Source organism: Microbacterium yannicii (assembly GCF_024055635.1).
GTDB classification, from domain to species: domain Bacteria; phylum Actinomycetota; class Actinomycetes; order Actinomycetales; family Microbacteriaceae; genus Microbacterium; species Microbacterium yannicii.
This window is the reverse complement of the sequence record NZ_JAMXMB010000036.1, coordinates 1-24,785: the sequence shown is the minus strand read 5'-3', so window position 1 is coordinate 24,785 and position 24,785 is coordinate 1. Positions and strand designations below refer to the sequence as shown.

Below are 24,785 nucleotides of genomic sequence, written 5' to 3'. Positions count from 1 at the left end.
ACCCACTCCGCAGCGTCCGGGATCCCCTCACCTGAACCCCGCGGGTCCGGAGGAGGCTCGAACTCCCGAGTGTCATCCGCCATGGTGACAGATTAGTACATATATACGATGCTCACAACGGTTGATTCCCAGTGACTGCCAGCCACTCGCGTCGTCGATCGCACCCGTGACTGCCCACACGTCCATCGGTATGTCAATCCAAGCCGACAGCGCTCACCGGGTCGAAAAGTACGACCTATCGTTGATATGTTCTATTACCGAAGGCTGAGAACACCCGCGTCTCAGCCCTCGTGGCTGTAGTACGGCCAGGGCAGGAAGCGGCGCTCGCCGCGGCGGTCCGGTCCGGTGAGCGTGACCTCGCCGGTCGCCGCCCATTCGACGCCGCGGGGAAACATGCGGATGAACTCGATGCGCCGGAACGTGTCGATGTCGTGACCGATCGTGATCGTGAACGAGCGGCCCTCGCCGTACTCGTTGATCCACGCGATGGGCTGGTCGGTGTTCATGCCGGGCAGCGCCGGGATGCCTTCGGGTGGGATCGCCACCGGATAGTGCGACATCGGCCACACCGGCGCGTTCTCGTACGACTCGAGGTCGTCGAACGTCGTGACCAGCACCTGCGCATCGTCGAGGATCTCCACGCCGGTGAGGATGTCGTCGCCCGTGACGGTCCAGTGCGCGCTGATGCCCTCGGTGATCGGATGGCGCGGTTCCACGGTGTCGAGCCGCGCCTCGCCCCACGGCCGCGGCCGCAGCCCGCCGGCGACCGTCAGCCTCGAGCCGCGCATGACGTTGTACTCCTCGGGATAGCCCCAGTCGTCCTCCTGCGCGGCGGAGCCGTGGAACCACACGATGCCCTTGCCGCCGTCATGCACGAACGCCAGCAGCGCGGCATCCGTCTCCGCACCGAAGCCGATGGCCTTCTCGTGGTAGCCGTCGCGCCCCTCGAAGACGACGATCACGACGTCGTACTTGTCGATGATCTCGGCGCCCAGCCCGCGCGGGTCCTCGATGACGCGGACGCGGAATCGCCCGGTGTCTTCGAGCAGAGCAGTGAGCCACTGGTTGTGCTGGCGGAAGCTGCGGAACTCGTTGTCGTGCTCACGGGTCATGTGACCCGAGAGGATGAGCACATCGAGGACGTCGGTCATGCGGAATCTCCCTCTGCGATGGCGTACGCCGGGCACGCCGAACGACGACCTCCAGTCCGAGGTCGGGATCTGGATGCTGCTAGTCGGACTTGGTCGAGAAAGCGGCGTCGAACGCGGCCGCGGGCGGCGTGATCGCGTTGAGCTTCCGCACGAACTCCACGGCTTCGGGTGCGCCCATCAGGCGATCCATGCCGGCGTCCTCCCACTCCACGCTCGTCGGACCGTCGTAGCCGATGGCGTTGAGCGCGCGGAAGAGCGGTTCCCACGGCACGGCGCCGTGCCCGGTCGAGACGAACGTCCAGCCGCGACGCGGATTCGCCCACGGCAGGTGCGACCCGAGCACGCCGTTGCGGCCGTCGAGGTTGGTGATCGACTCCTTCACGTGCACGTGGAAGATGTGGTCGGCGAAGTCGAGCACGAAAGCGACCGGATCCAGCTGTTGCCACATGAAATGCGAGGGGTCGAAGTTGATCCCGAAGCTCTTGCGGTGGCCGATCGCCTCGAGCGTCCGCTTGGCCGTCCAGTAGTCGTAGGCGATCTCGCTCGGATGCACCTCGAGGGCGAACCGCACGCCGACCTCTTCGAACACGTCGAGGATCGGGTTCCACCGGTCCGCGAAGTCGCGGTAGCCGGCGTCGATCCACTCATCGGAGGCCGGCGGGAACATGGCCACGCCCTTCCAGATCGACGATCCGCTGAAGCCGTTCACCGTGGCCACACCCAGCTTCGCGGCGAAGCGGGCCGTGTCCTTCATGTCGTCGGCGGCGCGACGCCGCACGCCTTCCGGATCTCCGTCGCCCCACACGCGATCGGACAGGATGTCGCGGTGGCGCGCATCGATCGGGTCGTCGCACACTGCTTGACCGGTCAGGTGGTTCGAGATCGCGTAGACCCGAAGTCCGTTGCGCTCGAGGATGTCGAGGCGGCTCTGCACGTACGCGTCGTCGTTCCAGCGCGACACGTCGAGATGATCGCCCCAGCAGGCGATCTCGAGGCCGTCATAGCCCCACTCGCCTGCGAGTCGCGCGACCTCCTCGAACGGCAGGTCGGCCCACTGGCCGGTGAACAACGTGATCGGACGCGTCATCTCGGAACTCCTTCGTCGAGAAACCCATTCTCGGGCAAACAGGCCCTGAACTCACACGCCGGGCGTCAGGGCGCCGGCATCGATGCGGACCCAAGCGGAGCCGTCCGCCGAGCTCCGCTCCACCCCGGCGAGCACCCGCTGCACCGAGAGCCCCTCGGCGAAGCCCGGCTCCGGGTCGGTGCCCTCCGCGATCGCGGTCACCAGGTCGACGACCTGGTGGCTGAACCCGTGCTCGTAGCCGAGCATGTGTCCCGCCGGCCACCAGGCACTGACATAGGGATGGGATGCCTCGGTCACGAGGATCCGTGTGAAGCCCTGAGTCTGCGCGGGCGCGGAGCGGTCGTAGAACCACAGGGTGTTGAGGTCTTCCAGGTCGAACCGCAGGGCGCCCTTGTCGCCCGACACCTCGATCGACAGGTCGTTCTTGCGCCCCGTGGCGAACCGCGTCGCCTCGAACGCCACCAGTGCACCGGTGGAGAGGCGCCCGGTGAAGATCGCGACGTCGTCGACGGTGACCTCCCCGTACCCTTCCGCGGCGGTGCCCGTCAGTCCGCTGCCCGATCCCAGAAGCGGCCGCTCCTTGACGATGGTGTCGACGACGCCGGAGACGGCGGTGACCTCGAGCCCGGTGACGAACTGCGTCATGTCGACGATGTGCGCGCCGATGTCTCCCAGCGCGCCGGATCCCGCGTGCTCCTTCTGCAGGCGCCAGCCGAGCGGCGTCTCGGGGTCCACCAGCCAGTCCTGCCGATACGCGGCGCGCACCTGCGCGATCTTGCCCACGGCGCCCTGCGCGATGAGATCGCGCAGGAAGGTCACTGCCGGGACCCGGCGGTAGGTGAAGCCCACCATCGATCGGATGCCGCGCGCCGCGGCGCGGGCCGCGGCATCCGCCATCCGCTCCGCCTCGTCGACGGTGTTGGCGAGGGGCTTCTCGCACAGCACGTGCTTGCCGGCGTCGAGTGCCGCGATCGCGATCTCGGCATGCGAGTCGCCGGGGGTCACGATGTCGACGATGTCGATGTCGTCGCGGGCGATCACCTCGCGCCAATCCGTCGCCGACTCGGCCCAGCCCCAGCGGTCCGCGGCATCCGCCACCGCCTGAGCGTTGCGCCCCACGACGACGGCCATCTCGACCGCCTCGGGAAGGTCGAACATGCGCGGCGCCTGACGCCAGCCCACCGAGTGGGCGGAGCCCATGAAGCCGTAGCCGATCATGGCCACCCGCAGCGGCCGCCCCGTCATGCCAGCACCACCTCGCGCTCGACCGGCACGCGGTTGGTGACATACCGGCCCGGACCGCCGTCGGCGCCCGGCATGATCTGCATGTAGAGCAGGCGCATGGTGAGGACGATCTCGACCGTGAGCCTCTCGCCGGCGGCGGGCGCGTGCGCGAGCGGGATGACGACATCGGGCCGGTCGGCCACGAACCACAGCGTCTCGGACTGCTCGGGCAGCTCATCGACGCGGTAGGTGCGCCCCTCGAGCACGAACCGCAGCTCGTCGCGCGGGATCTCGACGCCGTTGACGGATGCCGCGACATCGTCGACAGCCGAGAGCCACAGGCTCCGGTACCAGGGCAGCTGCACCGACACGGCGATGCCGTCGTCGGTGCGGCGGACGTCGTTCTCGGAGAACAGCGAATTGTGGGTTGCCATGATGCTTCTCCTACGCCGTCGCGCCGGCGCGCGCCGCCACGGTCTCTTCGATCGCACGTCGCATGAGCGCGTGCTGCTTCTTCACGAGGTCGATCGGGTCGGACTCGCCGAGGTCGGAGAACGCGTGCCCCTCCCACTCGCTGGAGAGGTAGCCCTGGTAACCGCCCTCGACGAACTGTCGCACGATGCGCGGGATGTCCATCGCCGGCTCCTCCCCGTCGGCGCCGATGTCGTAGAACTTCGCGTGCACGTGGAAGATCTGCGGCATGATGTCGAGCCACTCCTCGGGCGGCACGAGTCCGTGCATATTGAACGCGAGGCGTGTGAACGGGCCGAAGCGCAGCGGGTCGACGCCCTCGCCGGTGAGGTAGTCCTCGAACTTCTGGTTGCGCACGTGCATCGGCGTGGGCTCGTGCCAGATCTCGTCCATGACGGCGAAGTGCTTCTCGTCCATCCCCATCTGACTGAGCGTGCGCAGCAGGGTCGGCGAGAGGCTGTGCATGGTCGAGCTGAAGTCCGCGGTGAACCCGAGCCGGTCGGACTGAAGCTCGTCGTACATCTCGCGCATCCGCAGCACCTGGGGGTCGTTCGGCCCGGACGGCGCGTGGATCTCGTAGCCGAGCTTCTGGTCGTACTTCTCGGCGAGTGGCAGGAGACTGCGGAGCAGCTCCCGGCCGTGCGAGCGGATGACGACCCTCTTGAACCCGAGGGTGTGCGCCGTCTTCAACTGGCGAGCGAGGAAGTCGTGCTCCTCGTCGGGTGTCATGTCGCGGTCCTTGCGGCGACCCATGTCGAGGTTCGTGCCGATCGCGCTGGGCTCGAGGCCGTACTTCTCGATGCTGTCGAACCAGAGCTTCGTGAACTCGGCGTCGACGTCTGGGTAGGTGCGCAGCAGCTGGGCGATGTTGAACTCGACGCCGGGCCCGATGCCCTCGTCGGCGACGACCTTGATGAGACTCTCGGGCGTATAGACGCCTGCGGCGAACTCGCTGGTCATCGAATAGAGGGTCGTTCCGAGCTGGATGCCGGTGCCGGCGATTCCGTTCCCGGTGCCGGCGGCGCCGGGAACGGGTCCCTTGGCCGCGTCCACCGGTCCCTGAGCCTGTCGAAGGGTCATGCGTGTGCTCCTGTCGTGTGGGGCAGCCAGGCGGCCAGCTGCGACCGTGCCTCCGCGGCATCCGTCACCATGCGCGAGCCGGCCGCCTCCGCAGCCGAGCGCTGCACGGCCTGCTCGCCGGCGATGATCTCGAACGGCGACTGCCAGTGGTTCCAGTGCCAGCCCTCGTACTCGCTGGAGATCGCGCCCGAGTAGCCGTTCTCGACCAGCAGCCGGACGAGCTCGCGTACGGGCACCGAGGGCTCTTCACCGTTCTCGTCGATGCCGAAGAACTTGCCGTGCACGTGCTTGATCCAGGGCATGATCTCGAGCCAGTCGTCGACGCGCGCCGGGCCGAACAGGCCCGTGCCGTTGATGCCGAAGTCGATCCCGAGGTCGGGACGGCCGTTCTGCGCAGCGAGTCCGATGAACCGGCCGAAGCGCTGACCGTGCTCGGCCTGGTCGGCCGGCGGACCCTGCTCGTAGAACTGGTTCCAGAGGTCGGTGACCTGCGCGAGCAGCTCCTCCGACGCTCCGCGACGGCGATAGGCCTCGAGCAGCGAGGGTGCGAAGCCCGTCACCGTTGCTCCCCAGTCCATCGTGAATCCGAGGAAGGGCGAACCGACCTTGTCGTAGCGGTCGCGAAGGGCGAGGATGCGCGGATGCGACGCGTACTGGTCGGCGTGGACCTCGAGCGCGAGCGTCACACCGTGCTCCTCGGCGATCGGCGCGAGGGCCTCCATCGAGTCGGGGGTGATCGAGATCTGCACCCGCGCGATGGGGAAGCCGAGCTTCGCCGCGGCGGCGATCTGACGGCGCATGTACTCGAGGAGTTCGTCCTGGCTCAGCAGGCGATCGCGGTGGATGCCGATGTCGGCGTTGACCGCGAGGCTCGTCGTGACGAGACCGGTCTCGGCGACCAGATCCCGGAACCACCCCGCGAACGCGTCGTCGATCTCGGGGAACCCGCGGAAACTGGAGAAGCCGATGATCTCGAGCCCGGGGCCGTAGCCGTCCGCCGCGACTTTTCGGATGAGACCCTCGAGGTCGTACTCGCGCCCGTGGAAGGCGCGCGTGAAGCTGTAGAGCGTGACGCCCTGGATCGGAGTTCCGAGACCGGTCATGCCGCCACCTCCGGTCCCTGAGCCTGTCGAAGGGTCATCGTCTTCTTGTCGTGCTCTTCGATGTGCAGCACCTCGGAATCGGAGATGACGATGTAGGGGATGTAGAGGGTGAGGTCGACCTCGACCTCGTGCTCGGCATCCGGAACCACCCCCACGTCGCCCGCGAGCACGGCCGAGTCCAGCGGGAACCACCACTCCTCGGTGTTGGTCGCGAGCTCGGCGAAGGTGAACTCCCGGCCGTTCATGGTCCACCGCAGGGACGCGGGGTCTGCCGCGACGCCGTCGACCTTCAGCGCGGCGCCCGCGATGCACGACCCGGGAAGGGCCCGATACCAGGGGATGCGCACTTCGACCGCGGTGCGTGCACCGTCGCTGGTCAGCGTGCCCTGTTCGATGATGCGGTCCGGTATCACCGGGACCTCCTCGTCTTCGTGGGCGGGCCATCCCGCCGACATCTTTGTCTTGATTCGTACAGTCTAATGCTGGTTTTCAACATAAGCAACATCTTCGGCATGGACGGGCATGCCTGCCGCCAGTGCGGCGGCGATGCGACGGGCGCCCCGTACCGCCAGCGCCACGCTGGTCAAGGTCGGGTTGCACGCGGTCGCCGTCGGGATCACTCCGTTGCCGGCGACGAACAGACCGCGAGTGCCCCACACCTGACTGTCGGCATCGCAGACACTCTCGCCGTCGTCGCGCTGCCCCATGCGGGTCGTGCCCTGGTAGTGCAGCGACGCACCCAGCGGCATGGTGAACGGCCGCGGGTCCAGCGGGTCTCCGACGGCGACGCCGAGCCGCACGATCTCCTGCTGCGCGCGGGCCAGCACGGCTCGGTCCGCGTCGGTGAGGCGGTAGTGGATGCCGATCGCCGGCAGTCCGTAAGCGTCCCGTCGTGCGTCGTCGAACTCGACGCGGTCGTCGCGCTGCAGGTCTTTGGCGCAGAACAGGCCGAGGCCGACGATCGAGCCCGGCTGAACCGGGTCGTCCTCGGCGAGGGGCACCGGCGACGCGTCGAGCTGCATGACCTGCCCGTGGAACGGAACGTCGTCCGTGAACGGGACCCAGCTCACTCCGCTGTACTCCGCGAGCGTCCCATCGGCCGGCACCTCGGCGGCGAGCGACGGCACATCGCGAAGCCGCACCGCGAAGACGATCTGCGCCTGGTCGTTCAGGTAGCGGCCCAGCGCGGCGGGGCGGATGCCCGATGCCCAGAGCAGCTGCGGGGTCCGCAGGGCGTCACCGGCGACCACCACGAACGACGCCGTCACCGTGTGGACGGCACCGCTGTGCATGTCGCGCACCTCGACGCCGACGGCCCGCCCGTCGTCGACGAGGACGCGGGTGACGAGCGACTCGTCGTAGAGGGCGAAATTCGGGTTGTCACGACTGACGTCGCCGAGCACCACGTCCGAGCCCGACCAGACCAGCCGGCCGTCCTCGCGACGATGCACCGCCAGCGGCATCCGCTGCACCCGGGTGGCGTCGATGCGCCCGGCGTCGACGGCCTTCGCGAGGCGCTCACGCACCAGATCGCCGAACGGCGAGCCGTCGAATGCGTTCGTCGTCACCCCGAGCAGCCGCTCGGCGTCGTCGAGCAGCTCGTCGAGGTCGGGAAGGAACGGGATGCGCTCGGCGCCCCCCGGACGAGGACACGCCGCCGTCCAGTGCGCGGCCATCCCGCCGACGTTGCTCGACATCGCCGCGACGGGCAGGCCATCCTCGTCCGGATACTGGTACCCCTCCTCGAGGAGGAACGTGCCCGCGCGCGCGAGTCGCTGACCGCTCTTGACCGCTCCCGGGTTGCTGACGGTCTCGGCCGACGCGGCGGGCCCCTGCGAGGCCAGCTGCGCGGCGGTGCGCCGCGCGGAGTCCTCGATGTTCTTGACGTGGGCACCGGGCGGGTCCGACACCGTCGGGCCGACCTCGAACATCGCGATGACGGCATCCGGCGCCCGCTCGCCGAGGATGCGGGCGTACGCCGCCCCGGTCGGGCCGCTGCCGACGATGACGACGTCGACGGCGTCCGGGTAGGGCCGCTCGCTCATGCGGTGGCCGCCAACTCGACGATCCGCTTCACCGACTCGGCCGACGGCGTCTGCGGGTAGTACTCGAGGCCGATGGGCCCGTCATAGCCGGACGCACGCAGATCTCCCAGACGCGCCGTCCAGTCGATGTTGCCGGTGCCGGGCTCGCCACGCCCGGGGGCGTCGGCGAGCTGCACGTACCGGATCAGATCGCCCGCGTTCGCGAGCTCGGCGGCGACATCCTCCCCTTCGACTGTCGAGTGGTAGAGGTCGTAGAGCACGCCGAAGAACGGCGAGTCCACCCCGCGCGCGACGTAGACGGCCTCGCTGGTGCGGTCCAGCAGCGAACCGGGGTGGTCGACCCGCACGTTGACGGGCTCGAGCACGAGCGTGATGCCGGACCCCTCGATCTGGGCGATGGCCTTCTGATAGATCTCGACGAGCTTGTCCAGCTGCACCTGACGCTTCCAGCCGCCGAATCCGGTCCCGCTTCCCACCACCATGCGGGGCGTGCCCAGGAAGTGGGCGATCTCGACCCCCTCGTCGAGCTTGCGGTAGAACTCCGAGTGGTCCCACGGCGGGATCATGAACTGCGTCCGCGGCTCGGCCAGCTGTGCCGTCAGCTGGGTCCCCGTCTCGTCCAGCGCGGCCTTCAGTGCGGGAAGGTCCTTCGGCGTCGCGGGGGCGTCGACTCCGGTCGGACCCCACATCTCGACGGCGTCGAAGCCTGCCGCAGCGGCGGCGCGGACACGATCGTGATAGTCGCCGGCCTCGGTGAAGAGCAGTTCGATGTTCGGGGCGAGCTGGTACATGGTGCTCCTTGGGGTCGAAGATCGTTCGGTCGAGACGGAGGCCGCGTCCGCGGCATCCTCCGTCCGAATGGTGTGCGGGTCAGCCTTTGAGCCCGCCCGCGAAGCCCTGGATGAAGCGCTTCTGGGCGAACAGGTAGAAAGCGAGGATGGGGATCATCGAGACGATGACGATGGCGAAGATCTTGTTCCACGACGACACCAGGGAGCCGATGTAGTAGTACATGGCGACAGGGAGCGTCTGGTTCTCGGACCCGCCGAGGAAGATCAGCGAGGTGAAGAAGTCGTTCCACACGATCAGCCCGGCGAGGATCGCCACGGTTCCGGTCGCGGGCGACATCAGCGGCAGCACGATGCGGAAGAAGATCTGCGTCCGCGAGGCACCGTCGATGGTCGCCGCCTCTTCGTACTCGGTGCCCAGCCCTCGGAAGAAGCCCGCGTAGAGGAAGATCGACAGCGGCAGCAGCATCCCGGTGAAGAGGACGATCATCCCCCAGACCGAGCCCGTGAGCCCGACCGCCCGTGCGCCGATGTAGAGAGGCACGGTGCCCAGCTGCGTGGGCAGGACGATGGCGATGAGGAAGAGGTAGAACACCGCGCGACTCCAGCGCCGCGTGCTGCGGGCGATGACGTAGCCGGTGAGCGCGCCCAGCAGCACGAGGCCGAGGATGCTGCCCGCGGTGATGAGGATGCTGTTGACGAGGCCCAGCAGCACGTTCGAGTTGCCCTGTGCGGTGAGCACCTCGGTGAAGTTGCTGAAGTCGACGCTCGAGGGAGGAGCGAGGTTGGAGGTGGTGAGGACCTCCTCGTCGGACTTCAGCGCCGTGGTGACGAGGAAGTAGAACGGCGCGAGGAAGAGGATGGCGAGCACCCAGAAGACGACCTCGCGCAGGGCGGTGAACTTGGTGTAGCGGAACATGTCAGGCCTCCTCGGGGCGACCGGTGGTCACACGCTGCTGGATGACGGCGAACACCAGGATGATGAGGGTGAGCACGAGCGCGAGCGCGGCGCCGTAGCCGAAGTTGCCGAGCGCGAAGGACTCCTTGTAGACCTGCGTCGCCAGCGTCTCGGTGACGCCGGCGGGGCCGCCGCCGGTGAGCGCCATGATCTGGTCGAAGACCCGCAGTCCGTTGACGAGGCCGAGGGTGGTCGCGATCGCGACGGCGGGGCGGATCGCCGGCAGCGTCACGTTCCAGAAGCGCTGCCAGAGGTTCGCTCCGTCGATCGCCGCCGCCTCTTCGATCTCGATGGGAACAGCGGCGAGGCCCGCCATGTAGATCACCATCGCGAATCCGATGTTCTGCCAGACGATGACGACCAGCACCGTCCAGATCGCCCAGGTCGGATCGGCCACCCACGCCTTGGCGAACTCTCCGAGTCCCATCGCCCGCAGCACGCCGTTGATCGGTCCGTTGTAGTCGAAGATGAACTTCCACACGTAGGACACGGCCAGCGGGCTCAGGACCACGGGCATGAAGAACAGGACGCGCAGCGCGTACCTCGTCTTGAGTCCGCGGTTGAGGCCCAGCGCGAGCGCGAGGCCGACGACGTTGCTGAGGATCACCGACGCGAAGGCGAGGAACAGCGTGTTGGTGACCGCGCCGATCTGGGTCGGGTCGTTGAAGATCGCGATGAAGTTGTCGAGGCCGATCCAGCTGAAGTCGCCGATGCCCGACCAGTCGGTGAAGGCGAAGAAGCCGCCGATCGTCGTCGCGACGTAGTGGATCGCGAGCACCAGGAGGATCCCGGGGAGCGCCCACCACCAGTACCCGAACTTCAGCAGTCCAGGGCGGCGCGGCGCGGCATCGCGACGCCGACCTCGACGATCGCGTTTCGGGACGATCAGCGCTTCGGTCTCGGAGTTCAGTGTGGCGGTCATGTTCCCTCGCGTTCGTGCGGCACGGGCGGAGTGCGCGGCCGCCCGGGAATGTGGACCCGGGCGGCCGCGTCCAGCTCACTCGCCCCAGGCTGCGTCCATGTTCTCCAGCACCTGGTCGACGGTGCTCTGTCCGGTCAGCAGGCCCTGCACGCCAACCTGCAGCGCTTCGTACACAGCGGGGTTCGGCCAGATGTTGTTCGGCAACGGCGCGTACGACCCGTCGGCGAGGAGGTCGACCACCGGCGAGTAGATGGTGTCGCTGAGGTCGAGATCCTGGTACGACGAGATCGGCAGCAGACCGGATGCCTCGTAGTAGATCTCCTGCGCCTCCGGCGTCGCCAGCCACTCGACGAAGTCGGCGGCGGCATCCTTCTTCTCGGACGCGGCGTTGATCGAGATCGTGTAGTTGGAGCTCGCGATGATGTAGGGGTCGCCTCCGTCAGCCGCCGGGAAGGGCTGCACCTTGAAGTCGGCCTCCGGCGGTGCGGCGGTCGCGATCTCGACAGCGGAGCCGGACGGGATGAAGCTGCCGACGGACGTGCCCTGCGAGAGCCCGTTGGTGATGGCATCGAAGCCACCGCCCTCGGCGCCGGGCTGGAAGCAGCCGCCCTCCTTCAGATCGATGATCGTCTGCAGGGTGTCGGCCCAGCCCTCGCTCTCGGCGAAGGTCGTGTCGCCCGCGGCGCGCTGCTCGTTCCAGTCGGGGTCTTCGGCATAGACGCGGGTGGCGGCGATGCCCTGTGCGGTCAGACCGGCGTTCGGGCCGGCGGCGCCGGCGAGCGCGAGCAGCGACTTTCCGTCGGCGGAGAGTGCGGAGCAGGCGTCGTAGAGGTCGGCCTCCGTCGTGGGCCACTCGTCGATCCCGTTCATGGCGGCCGTGCCCATGCTGGCGACGACTCCGGCGATCGTGAAGTCCATCGGCTGCCCGTAGGTGTCGCCGTCGATCTCGAAGATCGACTCGCTGCCGGCCGGAACGAGCGACTCCGCGGTGTCGCCGAGCGGCTCGAGGAAGCCCGCCTCGGCGAGCGGGATGATGCCGCGCGCGTCGCCCGAGCCGGGCGTCGTCTGCACGACGTCGGCAGCGTTGCCCGCCTGGAACTGCGTGCGGATGGTCTCGCCGTACTTGTCGTTCGGCGTCGGGTTCGTCGTGATGGTCACGTCGGGGTTGGCGTCCATGTACGCCTTGGCGAGCGTCTCGTACGGGCTCTCGAGGTTGTTCGAGGTGGCGAAGGTGAACGAGAACTCCGCCTCACCCGAATCTCCGGCATCGCCGCCGGAGCCGGAGCAGCCGGCGAGGAGCAGCGCTCCGACGACGGGGATCGCGATGATCGCTCCTCGGCGCAGAGCGGAGTGACGGTGCTGTGTCATGTCCAGCCTTTCTGACTTCGTTGTCGGCGACTCGTTCATCGAGGCGCCCGCTGTGGTTTCAGTATGACCGCCATGTGCCTGATTTGCACATAAGTTGTTTCGATACCCGACATAAGCACTCCCGCACCAACGGGAGAGGGCCGGAACGCCTCGCGCTCCGACCCTCATCCGACCGCGGGGATCAGGCGTTCAGCTGCTCGACGACGACGGGCGCGGCGCGCACAGCGAGCGCCACGCTCGTCAGGGTCGGGTTGGTCACGGTCGCCGTCGGAATGAGTCCGTTGCCACCGAGGAACAGGTTCTCGAATCCCCACACGCGGGAGTGCTCGTCGACGACGGACGCCTCGCCCCCGTCGTCGCCCATCCGCACCGTGCCCTTGTAGTGCAGGGACGTCCCGGCGGGCATGAGCCGCGGCTCACCGCCCGGCACGAACGCTCCGATGCTCGCGGCGACCGCTCGCAGATCAGCCATCGCCGCCTCGACCTCGGACAGCTCGCGCTCGGTCACCTCGTACTCGATCGACAGCTGCGGCATCCCCCACCCATCGACCTCAGTGTCGGAGAACACGACACGGTCCTCGGCGCGCGGGAACTTGCGGACGCCGTTGCCCATCGCGACGAACCGCGCCGATCCCACCTTCACGGCCGCCTCATCGACGGGGAACGGGGCATCCGCCATGTGCATCACCTGAGTGCGGTACGGGTGCACTCCGGCGGTGTAGGGGATGCCGAAGGTCGAGGCCGTCGGATCCTTCACCAGTTCCCTCACCGGCGTGTCGATGCCGGCGCGGGCGACGACCTCGTCGCTCAGCGCGACGACGCTGTAGACCAGCACATGCTCGGTGAGATAGCGGCCGAGGGCGTCGGGACGGATGCCGGAGGCCCAGAGCAGTTGCGGAGTCTGGAAGGCGTTCGCGGCGACGACCACGACCTTGGCCAGGATGGTGGCGACCTCCCCGCTCGGCAGGTGCTCCACCTCCACGCCGGTGACGCGATCGCCGTCGAGGATCAGCCTGCGGGCGATGGTCTCCACCCGCAGGTCGACCGGCGCGTCCCCCAGGATCGTGTCGGCGCCACCCCAGCGGACGGACCCGTCCGGCTGCGGGAGGGCCGACATCGGGAGGCCATCCGGCCGACGGCCCTCCGGCAGCGTGTCGCCGAAGTGCTCGCGCAGCAGCGTCTTGATGGCGGAGCCGTAGGGATTCTCAGGGAGGGTCGTCACCCGCATGAGCCGCTCCGCGTCGTCGAGCGCCGCATCCAGCTCGGCCGACGGGATGAAGTCGATTCTCTCGTCGTCGTTGGGTCGCGGGGTGGCGCAGGTCCAGTGCACACCCATGCCCCCGACACAGCTGGACAGGGCCGCCGCGGGCATGCCCGGCTGGTGGCCCGGCGAGGCGAGGTACGTTCCGCCCGGCGAGATGACGGTCCCCTCGACCCGCAGCCCGCGGGCCGAGTCGCCGCTGGGCGCACCCTGGGGACCCTGGGAGCGCGCGCGTGCGGCGTCGCGTTCGTCGACGGGCAGGTTGCGCACGTTCGCACCGGGAGGCGCGGAGACCTGCGGGCCCAGCTCGATCATCGTGATGGCCGTGCCTGGCCGCTGCTCCGAGATCAGGCGCGCGAACGCCGACCCGACCGGGCCGCTCCCCACGATGAGGAGATCGGTGGACGTGGATGTGGACATGGATGACCGCCTTTGCTCATACTGCTGCCCCCATCATTCCAGACCTTATGTTCTATTCATGCATTAGTTCGGCTGATTCAGGCGATTATCACCGATGATGCGTCGCCCGTCCTTGCCCTCGCGCCACCGCCATGCCATCGATGACACCTATGCGCTCTCGCGCGGGCATCGACTGCCTCGATAGAATCGCACCACCGACCCTCACCCGAAGGATCACACCGCCGTGACCGACCACGCGCTGCTCTCGCGGCTCGATCTGAATCTGCTCGTCTCCCTCGACGCGCTGCTCACCGAGCGCAGCGTCACGCGAGCGGCTGAGCGGCTGCATCTGAGCCAGCCCGCCCTCTCGGCGTCGCTCGCGCGACTGCGCACGCACTTCAACGACCCGATCCTCGCGCGGCGCGGCAACACCTATGAGCTCACGCCGTTCGCGCTGCGGCTGGCGGAGCACACCACCACCGCCCTCGACGCCGCACGCCGCGTGTTCGAGAGCCAGGCCACGTGGGAGCCCTCGGAGTCGGCCCGCGAGTTCCTGATCTACGGGTCGGACTACGGCTTCACCACGATCGGCCGGGTGGTCTCGGAACTCGCCGCCGAACGCGCCCCCGGCGTGCGCTTCAGATTCGCGCTGCACAATCCCCTCATCGTCGAAGACGCCGCGAATCGGCTGCGTGCGGCGGACGCCATGGTGATCCCGCACGGCATCCTCACCGAGCTGCCCTTCGCAGATCTGTGGCACGACCGCTGGGTGGGGATCGTCGCTGAGGAGAACGCGGCGGTCGGCGACGCGCTCACCATGGAGAACATCTCCACGCTGCCCTGGGCCATGCACTATCAATCACGCTCGGCGTTCACGTCGGCCGAGCGACAGGTGCAGCAGGTGGGTGTCGAGCCCCGCGTGGAAGTCGTGGTCGAGAGCTTCATGTCGCTGCCGCTGTTCGTGGCCGGCACCAGCCGCATCGGCCTCGTGCAGGCCGCGCTCGCTCCGATCGTCCAGCGGATCGGCGGCCTCCGCGTCGTCGGCCTGCCCTTCGACGCGACGCCCCTCACGAACGCGCTGTGGTGGCATCCCGTGCACGGCCGCGACCCGGAGCACGCCTGGATGCGCGCACTATTCGTCGAGGCCGGACGCATCGTCGAGGCCGACGCGCACGTCGTCTGAGTCCCTGGGATCACGCGGTCTGCAGCGAGCGCATGGCGGAGCGGATCAGGTCGTGCTGCGTGCGCACGAGCAGCAGCGGGTCGACCTCACCCAGCTCGGCGAAGGCGTGGCCCTCCCATTCGCTCGACCAGTAGCCGCGGTACCCGCCCTCGACGAACACGCGGACATGTTCCGGGTAGTCGATCGCGGGCTCTTCACCGTCGTCGTCGATGTCGTAGAACTTCGCGTGCACGTGCAGGATCTGCGGCATGATGTCGGCCCACTCTCGCGGGTCGACATGGCCGTGCATGTTGAAGGCGAGGTGGGCGAATGAGCCGAGGCGGCCGGGGTCGAAGTCGCGACGGCGCAGATACCCGATGAACTCCTGCTGCCGCTCCTGCATCGTCGCGTCGGTCGCCCAGATGCGCTGCAGCTCGGTGAGCGCGTCGTCGTCCAGTCCCGCGCGCTGGACCGCGCGCAGCAGCGTCGGCGACATCGCGTGCATCGTCGAGGAGAAGTCGGTGACGAACCCGAGCAGCGGCGAGTCGAGCTCGGCGTACGTCTCACGCACGCGGAGGATCGGCTCCGCGTTCGGCCCCATCGGCGCGTGGATCTCGTAGGCGAGCTCGAGGTCCAGGCGCTCGGCCACCGGCAGCAGCCGGCGCAGCAGCGCGGGCTTGGCCGACTGGATGCGCACGAGCGGGAACCCGAGCTTCTTGGCGCCCTGGAACATCAGCTCGCTGAATTCGAACTCCTCGTCCGGCGTCATGTCGCGGTCGCGGCGCTTCCCCATGTCGAGGTTCGCGCCGAACGAGCTCGGGACGAATCCATGCCGGTCGAAGGCCGCACGCCAGGCGCGCACGAAATCGTCCGACACGACCGGGTAGGTCGGCACCATCTGGGAGGCGACGATCTCGATGCCGGGACCGATCCCGAGCTCGGCCACGCGATCCAGAAGACCGTCGAAGTCGTACCAGCCGGCACGGAACTCGGCGCTCGCCGAGTACAGCGTGAGACCCAGCTGGAAGGGATCGGCGGCGGTCGCGGGCGGCGCGGGCGGCACCTCCGAAACGAGGGCGGGAGGGGATGCCGCACCCTCCGTCACCGTCAGTGCCAGCTCCTGGTGCACGACGTTGGGCACGTACATCCCCGGTCCGCCGTCCTGGCCGGGCGCGATCTGCATGTAGGGCAGGCGCAGTTCGCCGTGCACGAGAACGTCGTGCGTCTCGCCGAGTGCGATCGGCACGTCGCGGCGCACGACCAGGAGCGGGTGCTCCTGGAGGTACCAGAGCACGTCGCTCTGCTGCGGCAGGTCGGCGATCGCGTAGCGCGTGCCGCCGAAGTCCAGTGTCAGGTCGGCCTCGGGCACGTCGACGCCGTCGATCGCGACGCGGATCGTCGACACCGACGAGAGCCACAGACTGCGGTACCAGGGCAGTGTCAGTGCGAGCGCGAACCCGTCGGGGTGCACGCGCAGCGAGTTTTCGGTGATCAGTCCGTTCGGCATCCGACTTTCCTCTCAGTCCAGGTCCGACGCGATCTCGCGCATGATCGAGTGCTGCCGGCGCACCTGCTCGAGCGAGCGCCACGGCTCTCGCTCACCCTCGTACTCGCTCGACAGGTACCCGGTGTAGCCGGCATCCTTCAGCCCCTGCAGCACCGGACGCCACGGGATCTGCTGGTCGACGCGGTTCTCGTCGATGTCGTGGAACTTCGCCTGCACGAACACGACGTACTCGCCGATGTCCTTCAGGTCAGCCGGATCCACGCCGATCCCGTCGAGGAAGGCGGGGCGCGTCTCGCGCGTCTCGCCCGGGCGCAGCGGGATGGGCCTGTCCTGGAAGATGCCGGTGTCGATCAGCAGTCCGAAGTGCTTCGTGCCCGTGCGCTGGATCAGCGCGATGTAGTCGTCGACGACGGGGTGCTTGATCGGCGTGGGCGAGTGGATCTCGGGTGCAATCACCACATCGAGTTCCGCGGCGAGGTCGAGGCTCCGCTCGACCGACTCGGTCCAGATCGGGTGCGGCACGAGGTCGCTCGACACGACACCGATCTTCGGGCGCACGAACCGGAACCCGAGCTGCTTGGCGAGGCGGATGTCGCGTTGCAGCGCAGCGGCACCCTCCTGGGCTGTCATGTCCCGGGCGTTCGGTCCGCTCGAGTGCAGACGCGTGTCGATCCACGAGCCCAGGTTCGTCGGCTCGAGCCCGTACACGTCGAGCAGGCGGAACCACTCATCGATCCACGTCGTGGACGGGTTCGGGTAGCCTGCGACGTGCCCCTCGCCGAGGATCTCGATGCCGGTGGCGCCGAGGTCGGCGATGGCGGCCATCGACGTCTCGAGGTCGAGAACCGTGCTGAAGTCGCCGGTGTAGCTGTAGAGGCTCACGCCGTACTGGAAGGGCCCGCCATCGTTCTCGGACGTGAGTGTGACCCAGCGCGTCGCCTGCGTGCGGGTCGGCTGGTGCTCGATCGGGATGTACGAAGCACGGAGGAGGATCTCGACAGACACCTCGTGCGTGCCGTCGCGAAGCCCTCCCGGGAAGGGGACCGTCACGACGGCGGCCTCCTCGAGCGGCCAGCGCACGTCGTCGGAGTCCCAGAGCTGCGCGAGCGTGTAGGTCTGGCCGCCGAAACTCCACAGCGGCACGTCGGGCCCGACATCGACGAGGTCGCCTACGCGCACCGAGATGCCGTCGATCAGCGAGGCGTACAGCCCGCGGTAGTTCGGGATCCGCACGCGCAGCTGGAAGCCGGTGATCACGCCGCCTTCGCGCACGTTGCGGAAGCCCGTGGACTGGATCAGGTCACGCTCGAGAAGCATCGACGCTCGCTCTCTGGTCTGTGCGCCGGCGGTGGCGCACGTGGTTGCGGTTCGACCAGAGTATCGAAGTTATGACGATTTCGAGCATAAGAATGCCTGATATGCGCATAGATGAACGCGGCGGTCACTGCGGACAGAGAAGCGAACGGATGCCGCGGGCCGCGGCATCCGTCATCGCCCGCCTCAGCGCGACTGGTAGATCTGCGAGATGTTCTCGATGAGCCGCTGCTCGTCGCTCGAGGTGCGCGCGAGGATCGCCGCCAGCTCGAAGGCGCTGACCTTCTCACCGCTGAGGCCGTACGCGTCGCCCAGGGGGTCGGCTCCCGCCGCGTATTGCGCGAGGCGGTCCATCTGGGCCTCGGTGAACGTCAGCGCGACGGTGTCTCCGGCCGAGACCTGACCCGGGACCGCGCTCTGCGGGAACCAGTCGCCGCTGTTGAGGTACTGCGCGGTCAGGTCGTTCGCCGTGACCTCGTATGTGTACGTGCGGGCCGACATGTCTTCGGCGCCCGAGGAGTCGTAGGTCTGCTGCATGCGGAAGTCGCCGGTCTCGCCGTAGTTCGCCGTGGTGAGCTGCTCGGAGGTGCCGTCGGGGTAGGTCGTCATGACCTTCGAGCCGGTGTTCTGCCCCAGCTGCACCTCGGCACCGCCGACGGGCGTGTCGAACCCGGCCTTCGCGGTCGAGTCGTAGTCGAGTCGCTCGATGCGGGTGGTGCCCGAGACGCCCGCCGACGGGTCGCTCGGCAGCTCGCCCGTGACGAGGTAGCGGTCGTACGCCGCCTGTCCCTCGGTGGTGGACAGGTCGAAGTCGGCGGTGCGCAGCGACTGGCCGCCCATCGTCGTCGATCCGCTCAGCATGGCCTTGATCGCGTCGAAGTCGACGCCGAGACCCGCACTGTTCGTCAGGGCCTCGGTCGGGCCCGCGGTGACGCGCACCGTGCTGTCGTCGACGCGCTCGATGACGCTGCTCACGCCGCTCGCATCCTTGACCGACGACTCGATCGCGATGTGGTGGTACGCCGCGTTCAGGTCGGTCTTCGTGTAGTCGCCGCCGTTCATGGTCACCGACGAGCCGACCGGCATGCTGCGCGGGTCGAACGGGTTGATCGAACCGGGATCCACGTCGCCCGCGCTGTCGGGAATCTTCACCTGGTACTCCGAGGTGAGACCGGTGCTGTAGCCCCCGCTGACGCCGGTGCCATTCTTCGAGATGCCGCCCTCGACGCCGATGGAGACGTCCGACTTCGACGTGTACGTGGTGAAGCCGTCGCCAGACTTCTCGCCCGTCGTGTACTCGGCGCCGCCCTTGACGCCGAACGAGATCTTCGAGCCGTCGGTGGTCTTCATCCAGTCCTGGAGCGAGCCGGAGCCCGAGGAGGTCGTTTCACCCGTCTCGGGATCGTACGTGACCCCGCCGCCGATCTTCGAGCCGCTGCCCTCCGTCGCCGGGCTGCCGGGCAGGCCGTTGTCGGAGCCGGACTCGCTGCCGCCCTTGATCGTGACCTTCGGGCCACCCTGGGCATCGTCGCCGCCGGCGTCCGAGCCGCCGGCGCCCGAGCTCCCGGCGCCCGAGCCACCGCTGTGCGAACCGCCACCCTGGGAGCCGCCGCCGCCGTGCGAGCCGCCACCCTGCGAGCCGCCGCCGTGCGGGCCGCCGCTGTCGGTGCTGGTGCGCTCCTGGTCGTCGGCGTTCGCGCGGATCCGCTGGGCCGCGGTGCGCAGGCTGCCGGCCACCTCCACCAGCGCCGGCGCCAGCTCGCTCGACCAGCGGCTGCGCAGCTCTTCGCCGTCGGGCCCGCGCCATGGCGCGCTCGTGACCGAAGACTGCAGCGCTCGCCGTGCGTTCTCGAGCGAGTCCGATCCGGCCGAGAGCTGTCGGGCGAACTCGCGCAGCTCGCCGATGTCAGCGCCGTAGTACGCCATGCTCTCCCCCGGGTCGGCACGTGAGCGTGCACTCGGGAGCGTAGCAGCGGGTGTCTCGGCGGTCCCATGGGGCGAATTGCCCATCGACGCGGCCGCAGGCGCCGGTTCCCCGGCATCCGTTCGCCATCCCTCACCGAGCCAGAAGCCGGAGCCGTCGCGCAATACGCCGCCCGCCGCGGGGCCATCACGGGGCGTCATCTCCGGCCGGACTCTTCGCGTCGCGCCGCGACACGGCAGAATCGAACGGTGCCCGCCTCGCCGAATCTGAAGCCCGACCACGCCTGCCTCATCGTCCACGGCAGCGACCAGCCCGGAATCGTCGCCGCCGTGTCGGCGATGATCACGCGCATCGGCGGCAACATCGTCGCGTTCGACCAGTACTCCGACGACCCCATCGGGGGCGCGTACTTCCAGCGCGTCGTCTTCCACCGGCCCGGCTTCGCCGCGGAGCGGCCGGTGATCGAGACCGAGATCGCACAGACCCTCGCCGGATTCGAGCTGGAGTGGTCGCTGACCGACCAATCGGTGCCCAAGCGCATGGCCATCCTCGCGTCGAAGCAGGACCACTGCCTGCTCGACCTGCTGTGGCGTCACCGCCGCGGCGATCTTCCGGTGACGATTCCCATGGTCATCTCGAACCACACGACGTCGGCCGAGGACGTGCGCTCGTTCGGCGTCCCCTTCTTCCATGTGCCGGGTGTGCCCGGCCCCGACAAGTCGGCGTCCGAGGCGAAGATCCTGGAGCTGCTCCGCGGCAACGTCGACGTCGTGGTGCTGGCGCGGTACATGCAGATCCTGTCCGGCGACTTCCTCCAGCAGCTCGGCGTGCCGGTGATCAACATCCACCACTCGTTCCTGCCCGCCTTCATCGGCGCGGAGCCGTACAAGAAGGCCAAGGAGCGCGGCGTCAAGCTCATCGGCGCGACTTCGCACTACGTCACCGACGACCTCGACGAGGGCCCCATCATCGAGCAGGACACCGTCCGCGTGACCCACGCCGACTCGGCCGCCGAGCTCGCCCGCCGCGGCGCCGATGTGGAGCGGCAGGTGCTCTCCCGCGCGGTGCTGTGGCATGCCGAGGACCGCGTGATCCGCCACGGCAATCACACGATCGTCTTCTGAGGACGGATGCCGCGGGCGGCCGTTGCCAGCCTCGCTCGGCGACGTCGAGGATTCAGGAAACACGCCGTCGCTTCGGACGTGCGGGCCCTCGCCGACGCGGACTTTCCTGAATCCTCGACGGCAGGCGACCGCGCCTCGCGTCAGACCAGCCGCAGCTCGGCGTCGATCGCGGCGGCCGCGGCACGCAGCGGCGGCAGGTAGCGCTCGACGACGTGGTCGACGCTGTCGCGCGTCGCACTGGTCGAGACGTTGACGGCGGCGACCACCTCGCCGCGCCGGCCGTGCAGGGGCACGGCCACCGAGCGCAGCCCCGGCTCGAGTTCGCCGTCCACCAGCGACCACCCCTGTTCGCGCACGCGCGCGAGCTCGGCCCGCAGCTCCGTGGGGTCGGTGAGCGTGCGGTCGGTGAGGGCGGGGAGAGCGGATGCCTCGAGCATCGCGTCGCGCGCGGCAGCCGGCATCCCGGCCAGCAGGACGCGTCCCATCGACGTCGCGAAGGCGGGGAACCTGGTGCCGATCGTGATGCGCACGCTCATGATGCGGCGCGTGGGCACGCGGGCGATGTAGACGATCTCGTCGCCGTCGAGCACTGCGGACGAGACGCTCTCGTCCACCTCGCGGGACAGCCGCTCGAGATGGGGCTGCACGATCTCGGGGATCGACAGCGCCGACAGGTAGCTGAAGCCCAGCTCGAGCACCCGCGGGGTGAGCGCGAAGAGCCTGTCGTGGCCGCGCACGTAGCCCAGTTCCTCCAGCGTGCGGAGGAATCGCCCGGCCGCCGCCCGCGTGATGTCCGCGCGTCGCGCGACCTCGCTGAGCGTGAGCTGCGGGTGGTCGGCATCGAACGCGCGGATCACGGCGAGACCACGGGCGAGGGACTGCACCGTGTCGCGGCCCGAGACGGGGTCGCTGGTCACGGTCACCGGCTCACCCTATCCGTCACCCCGCCGCGCCTCGGGCGACGGCGACGCGAGGGCTGCAGTTTCGTGCGAGCGCTGCGCCGAACGACGCGGCGCTCGCAGGAAACTGCAGCGCTCGTGCCACCATCCCTCCGAGTCACCGCTCGAGCACGACGGCGAGGCCCTGGCCGACGCCGATGCAGATCGCGGCCACGGCGACGCCTCCCCCGCGGCGGCGAAGCTCGTGCGCGGCGTGGCCGATGATGCGCCCGCCCGACGCGCCCAGGGGGTGGCCGATGGCGAGCGCACCGCCGTGGATGTTGACGCGTTCGGGGTCGAGATCGCCCCAGCCGCGGATGTCGGCGAGCGACTGCGACGCGAACGCCTCGTTCAGCTCGACGAGGTCGACGTCGGCCCACGTGCGGCCGGCCCTCGCGAGCGCCTTGTTGGCCGCCTCGATCGGTGCCAGGGGGAACACGTCGGGATCGACGCCGTGCGCGGCGCGGGCGGTGATGCGCGCGAGCGGCTCCGCGGACAGCGCGCCCTCACGGCCCAGCAGCACCGCCGAGGCGCCATCGTTGATCGGCGACGAGTTGCCCGCGGTCACCGAGCCGTCGCCGTCGGCGGCGAACAGCGCCTTGAGCCCGGCGAGCTTCTCCACCGAAGTGTCATCGCGGATGCCCTCGTCGCGCGCAAGCTCTGCGCCCGGCACCTGCACGATCTCGCCGTCGTAGACACCGGCGGCCCAGGCCGCGGCGGCGAGGCGGTGCGAGCGCACGGCGAACTCGTCCTGCTCGTGGCGCGAGATGCCCTGTTCGCGCGCGATCTTCTCGGCCGACTCGCCATTCGAGATCGTCCAGTGCTTCGGCAGCTTCGGATTCGTCATGCGCCAGCCGATGGACGTGTTCCACAGCGTCTGGTTGCCCACGCTCGGCCACGGGCGCGCCGACTTCTCGACGACGAACGGCGCGCGGCTCATGGACTCCACGCCTCCCGCCAGCACGATGTCCGCGTCGCCCGCCTCGATCGCGCGGGATCCCTGGATGACCGCCTCGACCGACGACGCGCACAGCCGGTTGACCGTGACGCCGGTCACCGACGTCGGGAATCCGGCGAGAAGCGCGGCCATGCGCGCGACGTTGCGGTTGTCTTCGCCCGCCTGGTTGGCGTCGCCGAAGATCACATCGTCGATCCGCGCGGGGTCGAGGCCGGTGCGCTCGATCGTCGCCTTCATGACGACGGCGGCGAGATCATCGGGACGGACGCCCGACAGCGCACCGCCGGCGCGTCCGAACGGCGTGCGCACGGCGTCATAGATGTAGGTGGACGACATGTCAGTTCCCTTCGACGGGGGCCGCTTCTCGAAGCTCCAACCCCGTGAGTTCGGCGAGCGAGGCGACGGTGTTGTCGCCGAACGCCTCGCGGACGGCGAAGCCCTCGGGTGTGACATCGAAGATCGCGTGGTCGGTGTAGACGCGGGTCACGCACGCGACACCGGTGAGCGGGTACGTGCACGCCGCGACCAGCTTGGACTCGCCGGTCTTGGTGAGCAGATCGGTCATGACGTAGACGTTCTTCGCGCCGATCGCGAGGTCCATGGCGCCGCCGACGGCGGGGATCGCGCCGGGCGCACCGGTGGACCAGTTCGCCAGGTCACCGCGCTCGGAGACCTGGAACGCGCCGAGCACGCAGACGTCGAGATGCCCGCCGCGCATCATGGCGAACGAGTCGGCATGGTGGAAGTACGCCGCGCCCGGCAGCGCGGTGACCGGCTGCTTGCCGGCGTTGATGAGGTCGGGATCGATGCGGTCCGGCTCGGGGGCCGGTCCCATGCCGAGCAGCCCGTTCTCCGTGTGCAGGATGATCTCGAGCGTCTCCGGCAGGAAGTTCGCCACCAGAGTCGGTGCCCCGATGCCGAGGTTGACGTACGAGCCCTCCGGGATGTCCTGCGCGATGCGCGCCGCGAGCTGCTCGCGGCTGATGAGTGTGCTCACTGGTCCGCCTTCGTCCGTGGCCCGGTCGCTGAGCCTGTCGAAGCGCTCACGAGCGGACGACCTTCAATGTCCACTCCCCCGACGAATGCGCCGTCGCGCAGCCAGTCCCGCTCGCCGACGGCGACGACGCGGTCGACGAAGATGCCGGGCGTCACGATCGACTCGGGATCGAGCGATCCGAGAGGCACGATCTCGTCGACCTGCACGATCGTGGTCGTCGCGGCGGCCGCCATGATGGGGCCGAAGTTGCGCGCGGTCTCACGGTAGACGAGGTTGCCCCAGCGGTCGCCGCGGTAGGCGCTCACGAGGGCGACATCCGCCCGGATGGGGTACTCGAGCGCGTACGTGCGCCCGTCGATCTCGCGGAGCTCCTTACCCTCGGCCAATTCGGTGCCCACACCCGTCGGCGAGAAGAACGCACCGATGCCCGCCCCCGCGGCGCGGATCCGCTCGGCGAGGTTGCCCTGCGGCACGAGCTCGAGCTCGATCTCGCCGGCACGATAGAGACCGTCGAAAACCCACGAGTCGTGCTGGCGCGGGAACGAGCAGAGGATCTTGCGCACCCGCTTCTTGGCCAGGAGCGCGGCCAGGCCGAGATCGCCGTTGCCGGCGTTGTTGTTCACGACGGTGAGATCCTTGGCGCCGTGCGCGATGAGGGCGTCGATCAGCTCGACCGGCTGCCCGGCACGCCCGAAGCCGCCGATCATGACGGTCGCTCCGTCGCGGATGCCGGCCACGGCGTCCGCGACCGAGCCCACGGTCTTGTCGATCATGCGACCTCCTGGTTGGCATGGCCTCTGTTCGCTCTGCGAACACCTGTGCGTTCTACGGCCATGCTACACCGCGGGCACGGCGGCGGCATCCGTCCGGGTGTCACGAAACGTGGAAGCCCGTCGGACGTAAGCGCGCGTCGCGACCCCCGGACACGCCGCGCGTCGCGACGCCGGACCGGCCACACCGTGGGCCGGGCGTGCGCGAGGCCGCACCCGGATCGGGTGCGGCCT

Annotated in this window: 22 protein-coding genes; 2 read left to right on the top strand and 20 right to left on the bottom strand. The window is 68.9% G+C overall.

What is annotated here, in order from left to right; translation table 11 throughout:
• Positions 1 to 281 precede the first annotated feature (281 nt).
• The 13 genes from NCG93_RS14645 to NCG93_RS14585 all read right to left on the bottom strand — a co-directional run bounded on the left by NCG93_RS14645 (position 282) and on the right by NCG93_RS14585 (position 13,878).
• The gene (locus NCG93_RS14645; protein ID WP_194412505.1) at positions 282 to 1,151 is read right to left on the bottom strand and encodes a ThuA domain-containing protein; all 870 of its coding nucleotides are present in this window, start codon (positions 1,149 to 1,151) and stop codon (positions 282 to 284) included.
• Between the two features lie 79 nt (positions 1,152 to 1,230).
• Positions 1,231 to 2,238: a sugar phosphate isomerase/epimerase family protein gene (locus tag NCG93_RS14640; RefSeq protein WP_194412504.1), complete on the bottom strand. Its 1,008-nt coding sequence runs from the start codon at positions 2,236 to 2,238 to the stop codon at positions 1,231 to 1,233.
• A 51-nt stretch (positions 2,239 to 2,289) separates the two neighbouring features.
• Positions 2,290 to 3,456, bottom strand: coding sequence for a Gfo/Idh/MocA family protein (locus NCG93_RS14635; RefSeq protein ID WP_372496004.1), 1,167 nt, complete (start codon positions 3,454 to 3,456; stop codon positions 2,290 to 2,292).
• Between the two features lie 23 nt (positions 3,457 to 3,479).
• Positions 3,480 to 3,896 carry a C-glycoside deglycosidase beta subunit domain-containing protein gene (locus tag NCG93_RS14630; protein ID WP_194412502.1) on the bottom strand — a complete coding sequence of 139 codons (417 nt, stop codon included), beginning with the start codon at positions 3,894 to 3,896 and terminating at the stop codon, positions 3,480 to 3,482.
• Positions 3,897 to 3,906: 10 nt separating this feature from the next.
• Positions 3,907 to 4,893, bottom strand: a complete 987-nt coding sequence (locus NCG93_RS14625) for a sugar phosphate isomerase/epimerase family protein (protein WP_194413724.1) — start codon at positions 4,891 to 4,893, stop codon at positions 3,907 to 3,909.
• 116 nt (positions 4,894 to 5,009) lie between these two features.
• A complete protein-coding gene (locus NCG93_RS14620; RefSeq protein WP_194412501.1) occupies positions 5,010 to 6,116 on the bottom strand; it encodes a sugar phosphate isomerase/epimerase family protein in 1,107 nt (368 codons plus the stop codon).
• Positions 6,113 to 6,529, bottom strand: coding sequence for a C-glycoside deglycosidase beta subunit domain-containing protein (locus NCG93_RS14615; RefSeq protein WP_194412500.1), 417 nt, complete (start codon positions 6,527 to 6,529; stop codon positions 6,113 to 6,115). Before NCG93_RS14615 ends, NCG93_RS14620 begins: the two co-directional genes overlap by 4 nt.
• 63 nt (positions 6,530 to 6,592) lie before the next feature.
• Positions 6,593 to 8,161, bottom strand: coding sequence for a c-glycoside 3-oxidase CarA (gene carA, locus NCG93_RS14610; protein WP_194412499.1), 1,569 nt, complete (start codon positions 8,159 to 8,161; stop codon positions 6,593 to 6,595).
• Entirely contained in the window at positions 8,158 to 8,952 is a 795-nt protein-coding gene (locus NCG93_RS14605) for a TIM barrel protein (protein WP_194412498.1), read from the bottom strand. The genes carA and NCG93_RS14605 overlap by 4 nt, the downstream gene beginning before the upstream one ends.
• A gap of 79 nt (positions 8,953 to 9,031) precedes the next feature.
• Positions 9,032 to 9,868, bottom strand: coding sequence for a carbohydrate ABC transporter permease (locus NCG93_RS14600; protein WP_194412497.1), 837 nt, complete (start codon positions 9,866 to 9,868; stop codon positions 9,032 to 9,034).
• A 1-nt stretch (position 9,869) separates the two neighbouring features.
• Positions 9,870 to 10,829 carry a carbohydrate ABC transporter permease gene (locus NCG93_RS14595; protein WP_194412496.1) on the bottom strand — a complete coding sequence of 320 codons (960 nt, stop codon included), beginning with the start codon at positions 10,827 to 10,829 and terminating at the stop codon, positions 9,870 to 9,872.
• 75 nt (positions 10,830 to 10,904) lie between these two features.
• Positions 10,905 to 12,197, bottom strand: a complete 1,293-nt coding sequence (locus tag NCG93_RS14590) for an ABC transporter substrate-binding protein (protein ID WP_194412495.1) — start codon at positions 12,195 to 12,197, stop codon at positions 10,905 to 10,907.
• A 181-nt stretch (positions 12,198 to 12,378) separates the two neighbouring features.
• The gene (locus tag NCG93_RS14585; RefSeq protein WP_194412494.1) at positions 12,379 to 13,878 is read right to left on the bottom strand and encodes a GMC oxidoreductase; all 1,500 of its coding nucleotides are present in this window, start codon (positions 13,876 to 13,878) and stop codon (positions 12,379 to 12,381) included.
• 223 nt (positions 13,879 to 14,101) lie between these two features.
• Between NCG93_RS14585 and NCG93_RS14580 the strand changes: the two genes are divergently transcribed.
• Entirely contained in the window at positions 14,102 to 15,040 is a 939-nt protein-coding gene (locus tag NCG93_RS14580) for a LysR family transcriptional regulator (protein ID WP_252787565.1), read from the top strand.
• A 10-nt stretch (positions 15,041 to 15,050) separates the two neighbouring features.
• Here the strand turns inward: NCG93_RS14580 and NCG93_RS14575 are convergent, their stop codons facing one another.
• From NCG93_RS14575 to NCG93_RS14565, 3 genes are all read right to left on the bottom strand, one after another.
• Positions 15,051 to 16,526: a C-glycoside deglycosidase beta subunit domain-containing protein gene (locus tag NCG93_RS14575; protein WP_194412493.1), complete on the bottom strand. Its 1,476-nt coding sequence runs from the start codon at positions 16,524 to 16,526 to the stop codon at positions 15,051 to 15,053.
• A gap of 12 nt (positions 16,527 to 16,538) precedes the next feature.
• On the bottom strand, positions 16,539 to 17,843 hold the full coding sequence (locus tag NCG93_RS14570; RefSeq protein WP_194412492.1) for a C-glycoside deglycosidase beta subunit domain-containing protein: 1,305 nt from the start codon (positions 17,841 to 17,843) through the stop codon (positions 16,539 to 16,541).
• Between the two features lie 183 nt (positions 17,844 to 18,026).
• Positions 18,027 to 19,766: a WXG100 family type VII secretion target gene (locus NCG93_RS14565; protein ID WP_194412491.1), complete on the bottom strand. Its 1,740-nt coding sequence runs from the start codon at positions 19,764 to 19,766 to the stop codon at positions 18,027 to 18,029.
• A 246-nt stretch (positions 19,767 to 20,012) separates the two neighbouring features.
• Here NCG93_RS14565 and purU point away from each other — a divergent pair, with 246 nt between their 5' ends.
• Positions 20,013 to 20,888, top strand: a complete 876-nt coding sequence (gene purU / locus NCG93_RS14560; protein WP_194412490.1) for a formyltetrahydrofolate deformylase — start codon at positions 20,013 to 20,015, stop codon at positions 20,886 to 20,888.
• A 140-nt stretch (positions 20,889 to 21,028) separates the two neighbouring features.
• Here purU and NCG93_RS14555 read toward each other — a convergent pair whose 3' ends face one another.
• The 4 genes from NCG93_RS14555 to NCG93_RS14540 form a co-directional block, all read right to left on the bottom strand.
• Entirely contained in the window at positions 21,029 to 21,805 is a 777-nt protein-coding gene (locus NCG93_RS14555; protein ID WP_372496003.1) for an IclR family transcriptional regulator domain-containing protein, read from the bottom strand.
• Between the two features lie 139 nt (positions 21,806 to 21,944).
• Complete coding sequence (locus tag NCG93_RS14550; protein ID WP_194412488.1) at positions 21,945 to 23,120, bottom strand: thiolase family protein; 1,176 nt, start codon at positions 23,118 to 23,120, stop codon at positions 21,945 to 21,947.
• A 1-nt stretch (position 23,121) separates the two neighbouring features.
• Positions 23,122 to 23,781, bottom strand: a complete 660-nt coding sequence (locus NCG93_RS14545) for a 3-oxoacid CoA-transferase subunit B (RefSeq protein ID WP_194412487.1) — start codon at positions 23,779 to 23,781, stop codon at positions 23,122 to 23,124.
• Positions 23,778 to 24,554: a 3-oxoacid CoA-transferase subunit A gene (locus NCG93_RS14540; protein ID WP_194412486.1), complete on the bottom strand. Its 777-nt coding sequence runs from the start codon at positions 24,552 to 24,554 to the stop codon at positions 23,778 to 23,780. Before NCG93_RS14540 ends, NCG93_RS14545 begins: the two co-directional genes overlap by 4 nt.
• Positions 24,555 to 24,785: the final 231 nt, after the last annotated feature.

Bases quoted from the DNA above. Each gene is read 5' to 3' on its own strand.
- NCG93_RS14645 (WP_194412505.1), bottom strand. From the start codon at position 1,151: ATGACCGACGTCCTCGATGTGCTCATCCTCTCGGGTCACATGACCCGT.
- NCG93_RS14640 (WP_194412504.1), bottom strand. From the start codon at position 2,238: ATGACGCGTCCGATCACGTTGTTCACCGGCCAGTGGGCCGACCTGCCG.
- NCG93_RS14635 (WP_372496004.1), bottom strand. From the start codon at position 3,456: ATGATCGGCTACGGCTTCATGGGCTCCGCCCACTCGGTGGGCTGGCGT.
- NCG93_RS14630 (WP_194412502.1), bottom strand. From the start codon at position 3,896: ATGGCAACCCACAATTCGCTGTTCTCCGAGAACGACGTCCGCCGCACC.
- NCG93_RS14625 (WP_194413724.1), bottom strand. From the start codon at position 4,893: ATGACCAGCGAGTTCGCCGCAGGCGTCTATACGCCCGAGAGTCTCATC.
- NCG93_RS14620 (WP_194412501.1), bottom strand. From the start codon at position 6,116: ATGACCGGTCTCGGAACTCCGATCCAGGGCGTCACGCTCTACAGCTTC.
- carA (WP_194412499.1), bottom strand. From the start codon at position 8,161: ATGAGCGAGCGGCCCTACCCGGACGCCGTCGACGTCGTCATCGTCGGC.
- NCG93_RS14605 (WP_194412498.1), bottom strand. From the start codon at position 8,952: ATGTACCAGCTCGCCCCGAACATCGAACTGCTCTTCACCGAGGCCGGC.
- NCG93_RS14600 (WP_194412497.1), bottom strand. From the start codon at position 9,868: ATGTTCCGCTACACCAAGTTCACCGCCCTGCGCGAGGTCGTCTTCTGG.
- NCG93_RS14595 (WP_194412496.1), bottom strand. From the start codon at position 10,829: ATGACCGCCACACTGAACTCCGAGACCGAAGCGCTGATCGTCCCGAAA.
- NCG93_RS14590 (WP_194412495.1), bottom strand. From the start codon at position 12,197: ATGACACAGCACCGTCACTCCGCTCTGCGCCGAGGAGCGATCATCGCG.
- NCG93_RS14585 (WP_194412494.1), bottom strand. From the start codon at position 13,878: ATGTCCACATCCACGTCCACCGATCTCCTCATCGTGGGGAGCGGCCCG.
- NCG93_RS14575 (WP_194412493.1), bottom strand. From the start codon at position 16,526: ATGCCGAACGGACTGATCACCGAAAACTCGCTGCGCGTGCACCCCGAC.
- NCG93_RS14570 (WP_194412492.1), bottom strand. From the start codon at position 17,843: ATGCTTCTCGAGCGTGACCTGATCCAGTCCACGGGCTTCCGCAACGTG.
- NCG93_RS14565 (WP_194412491.1), bottom strand. From the start codon at position 19,766: ATGGCGTACTACGGCGCTGACATCGGCGAGCTGCGCGAGTTCGCCCGA.
- NCG93_RS14550 (WP_194412488.1), bottom strand. From the start codon at position 23,120: ATGTCGTCCACCTACATCTATGACGCCGTGCGCACGCCGTTCGGACGC.
- NCG93_RS14540 (WP_194412486.1), bottom strand. From the start codon at position 24,554: ATGATCGACAAGACCGTGGGCTCGGTCGCGGACGCCGTGGCCGGCATC.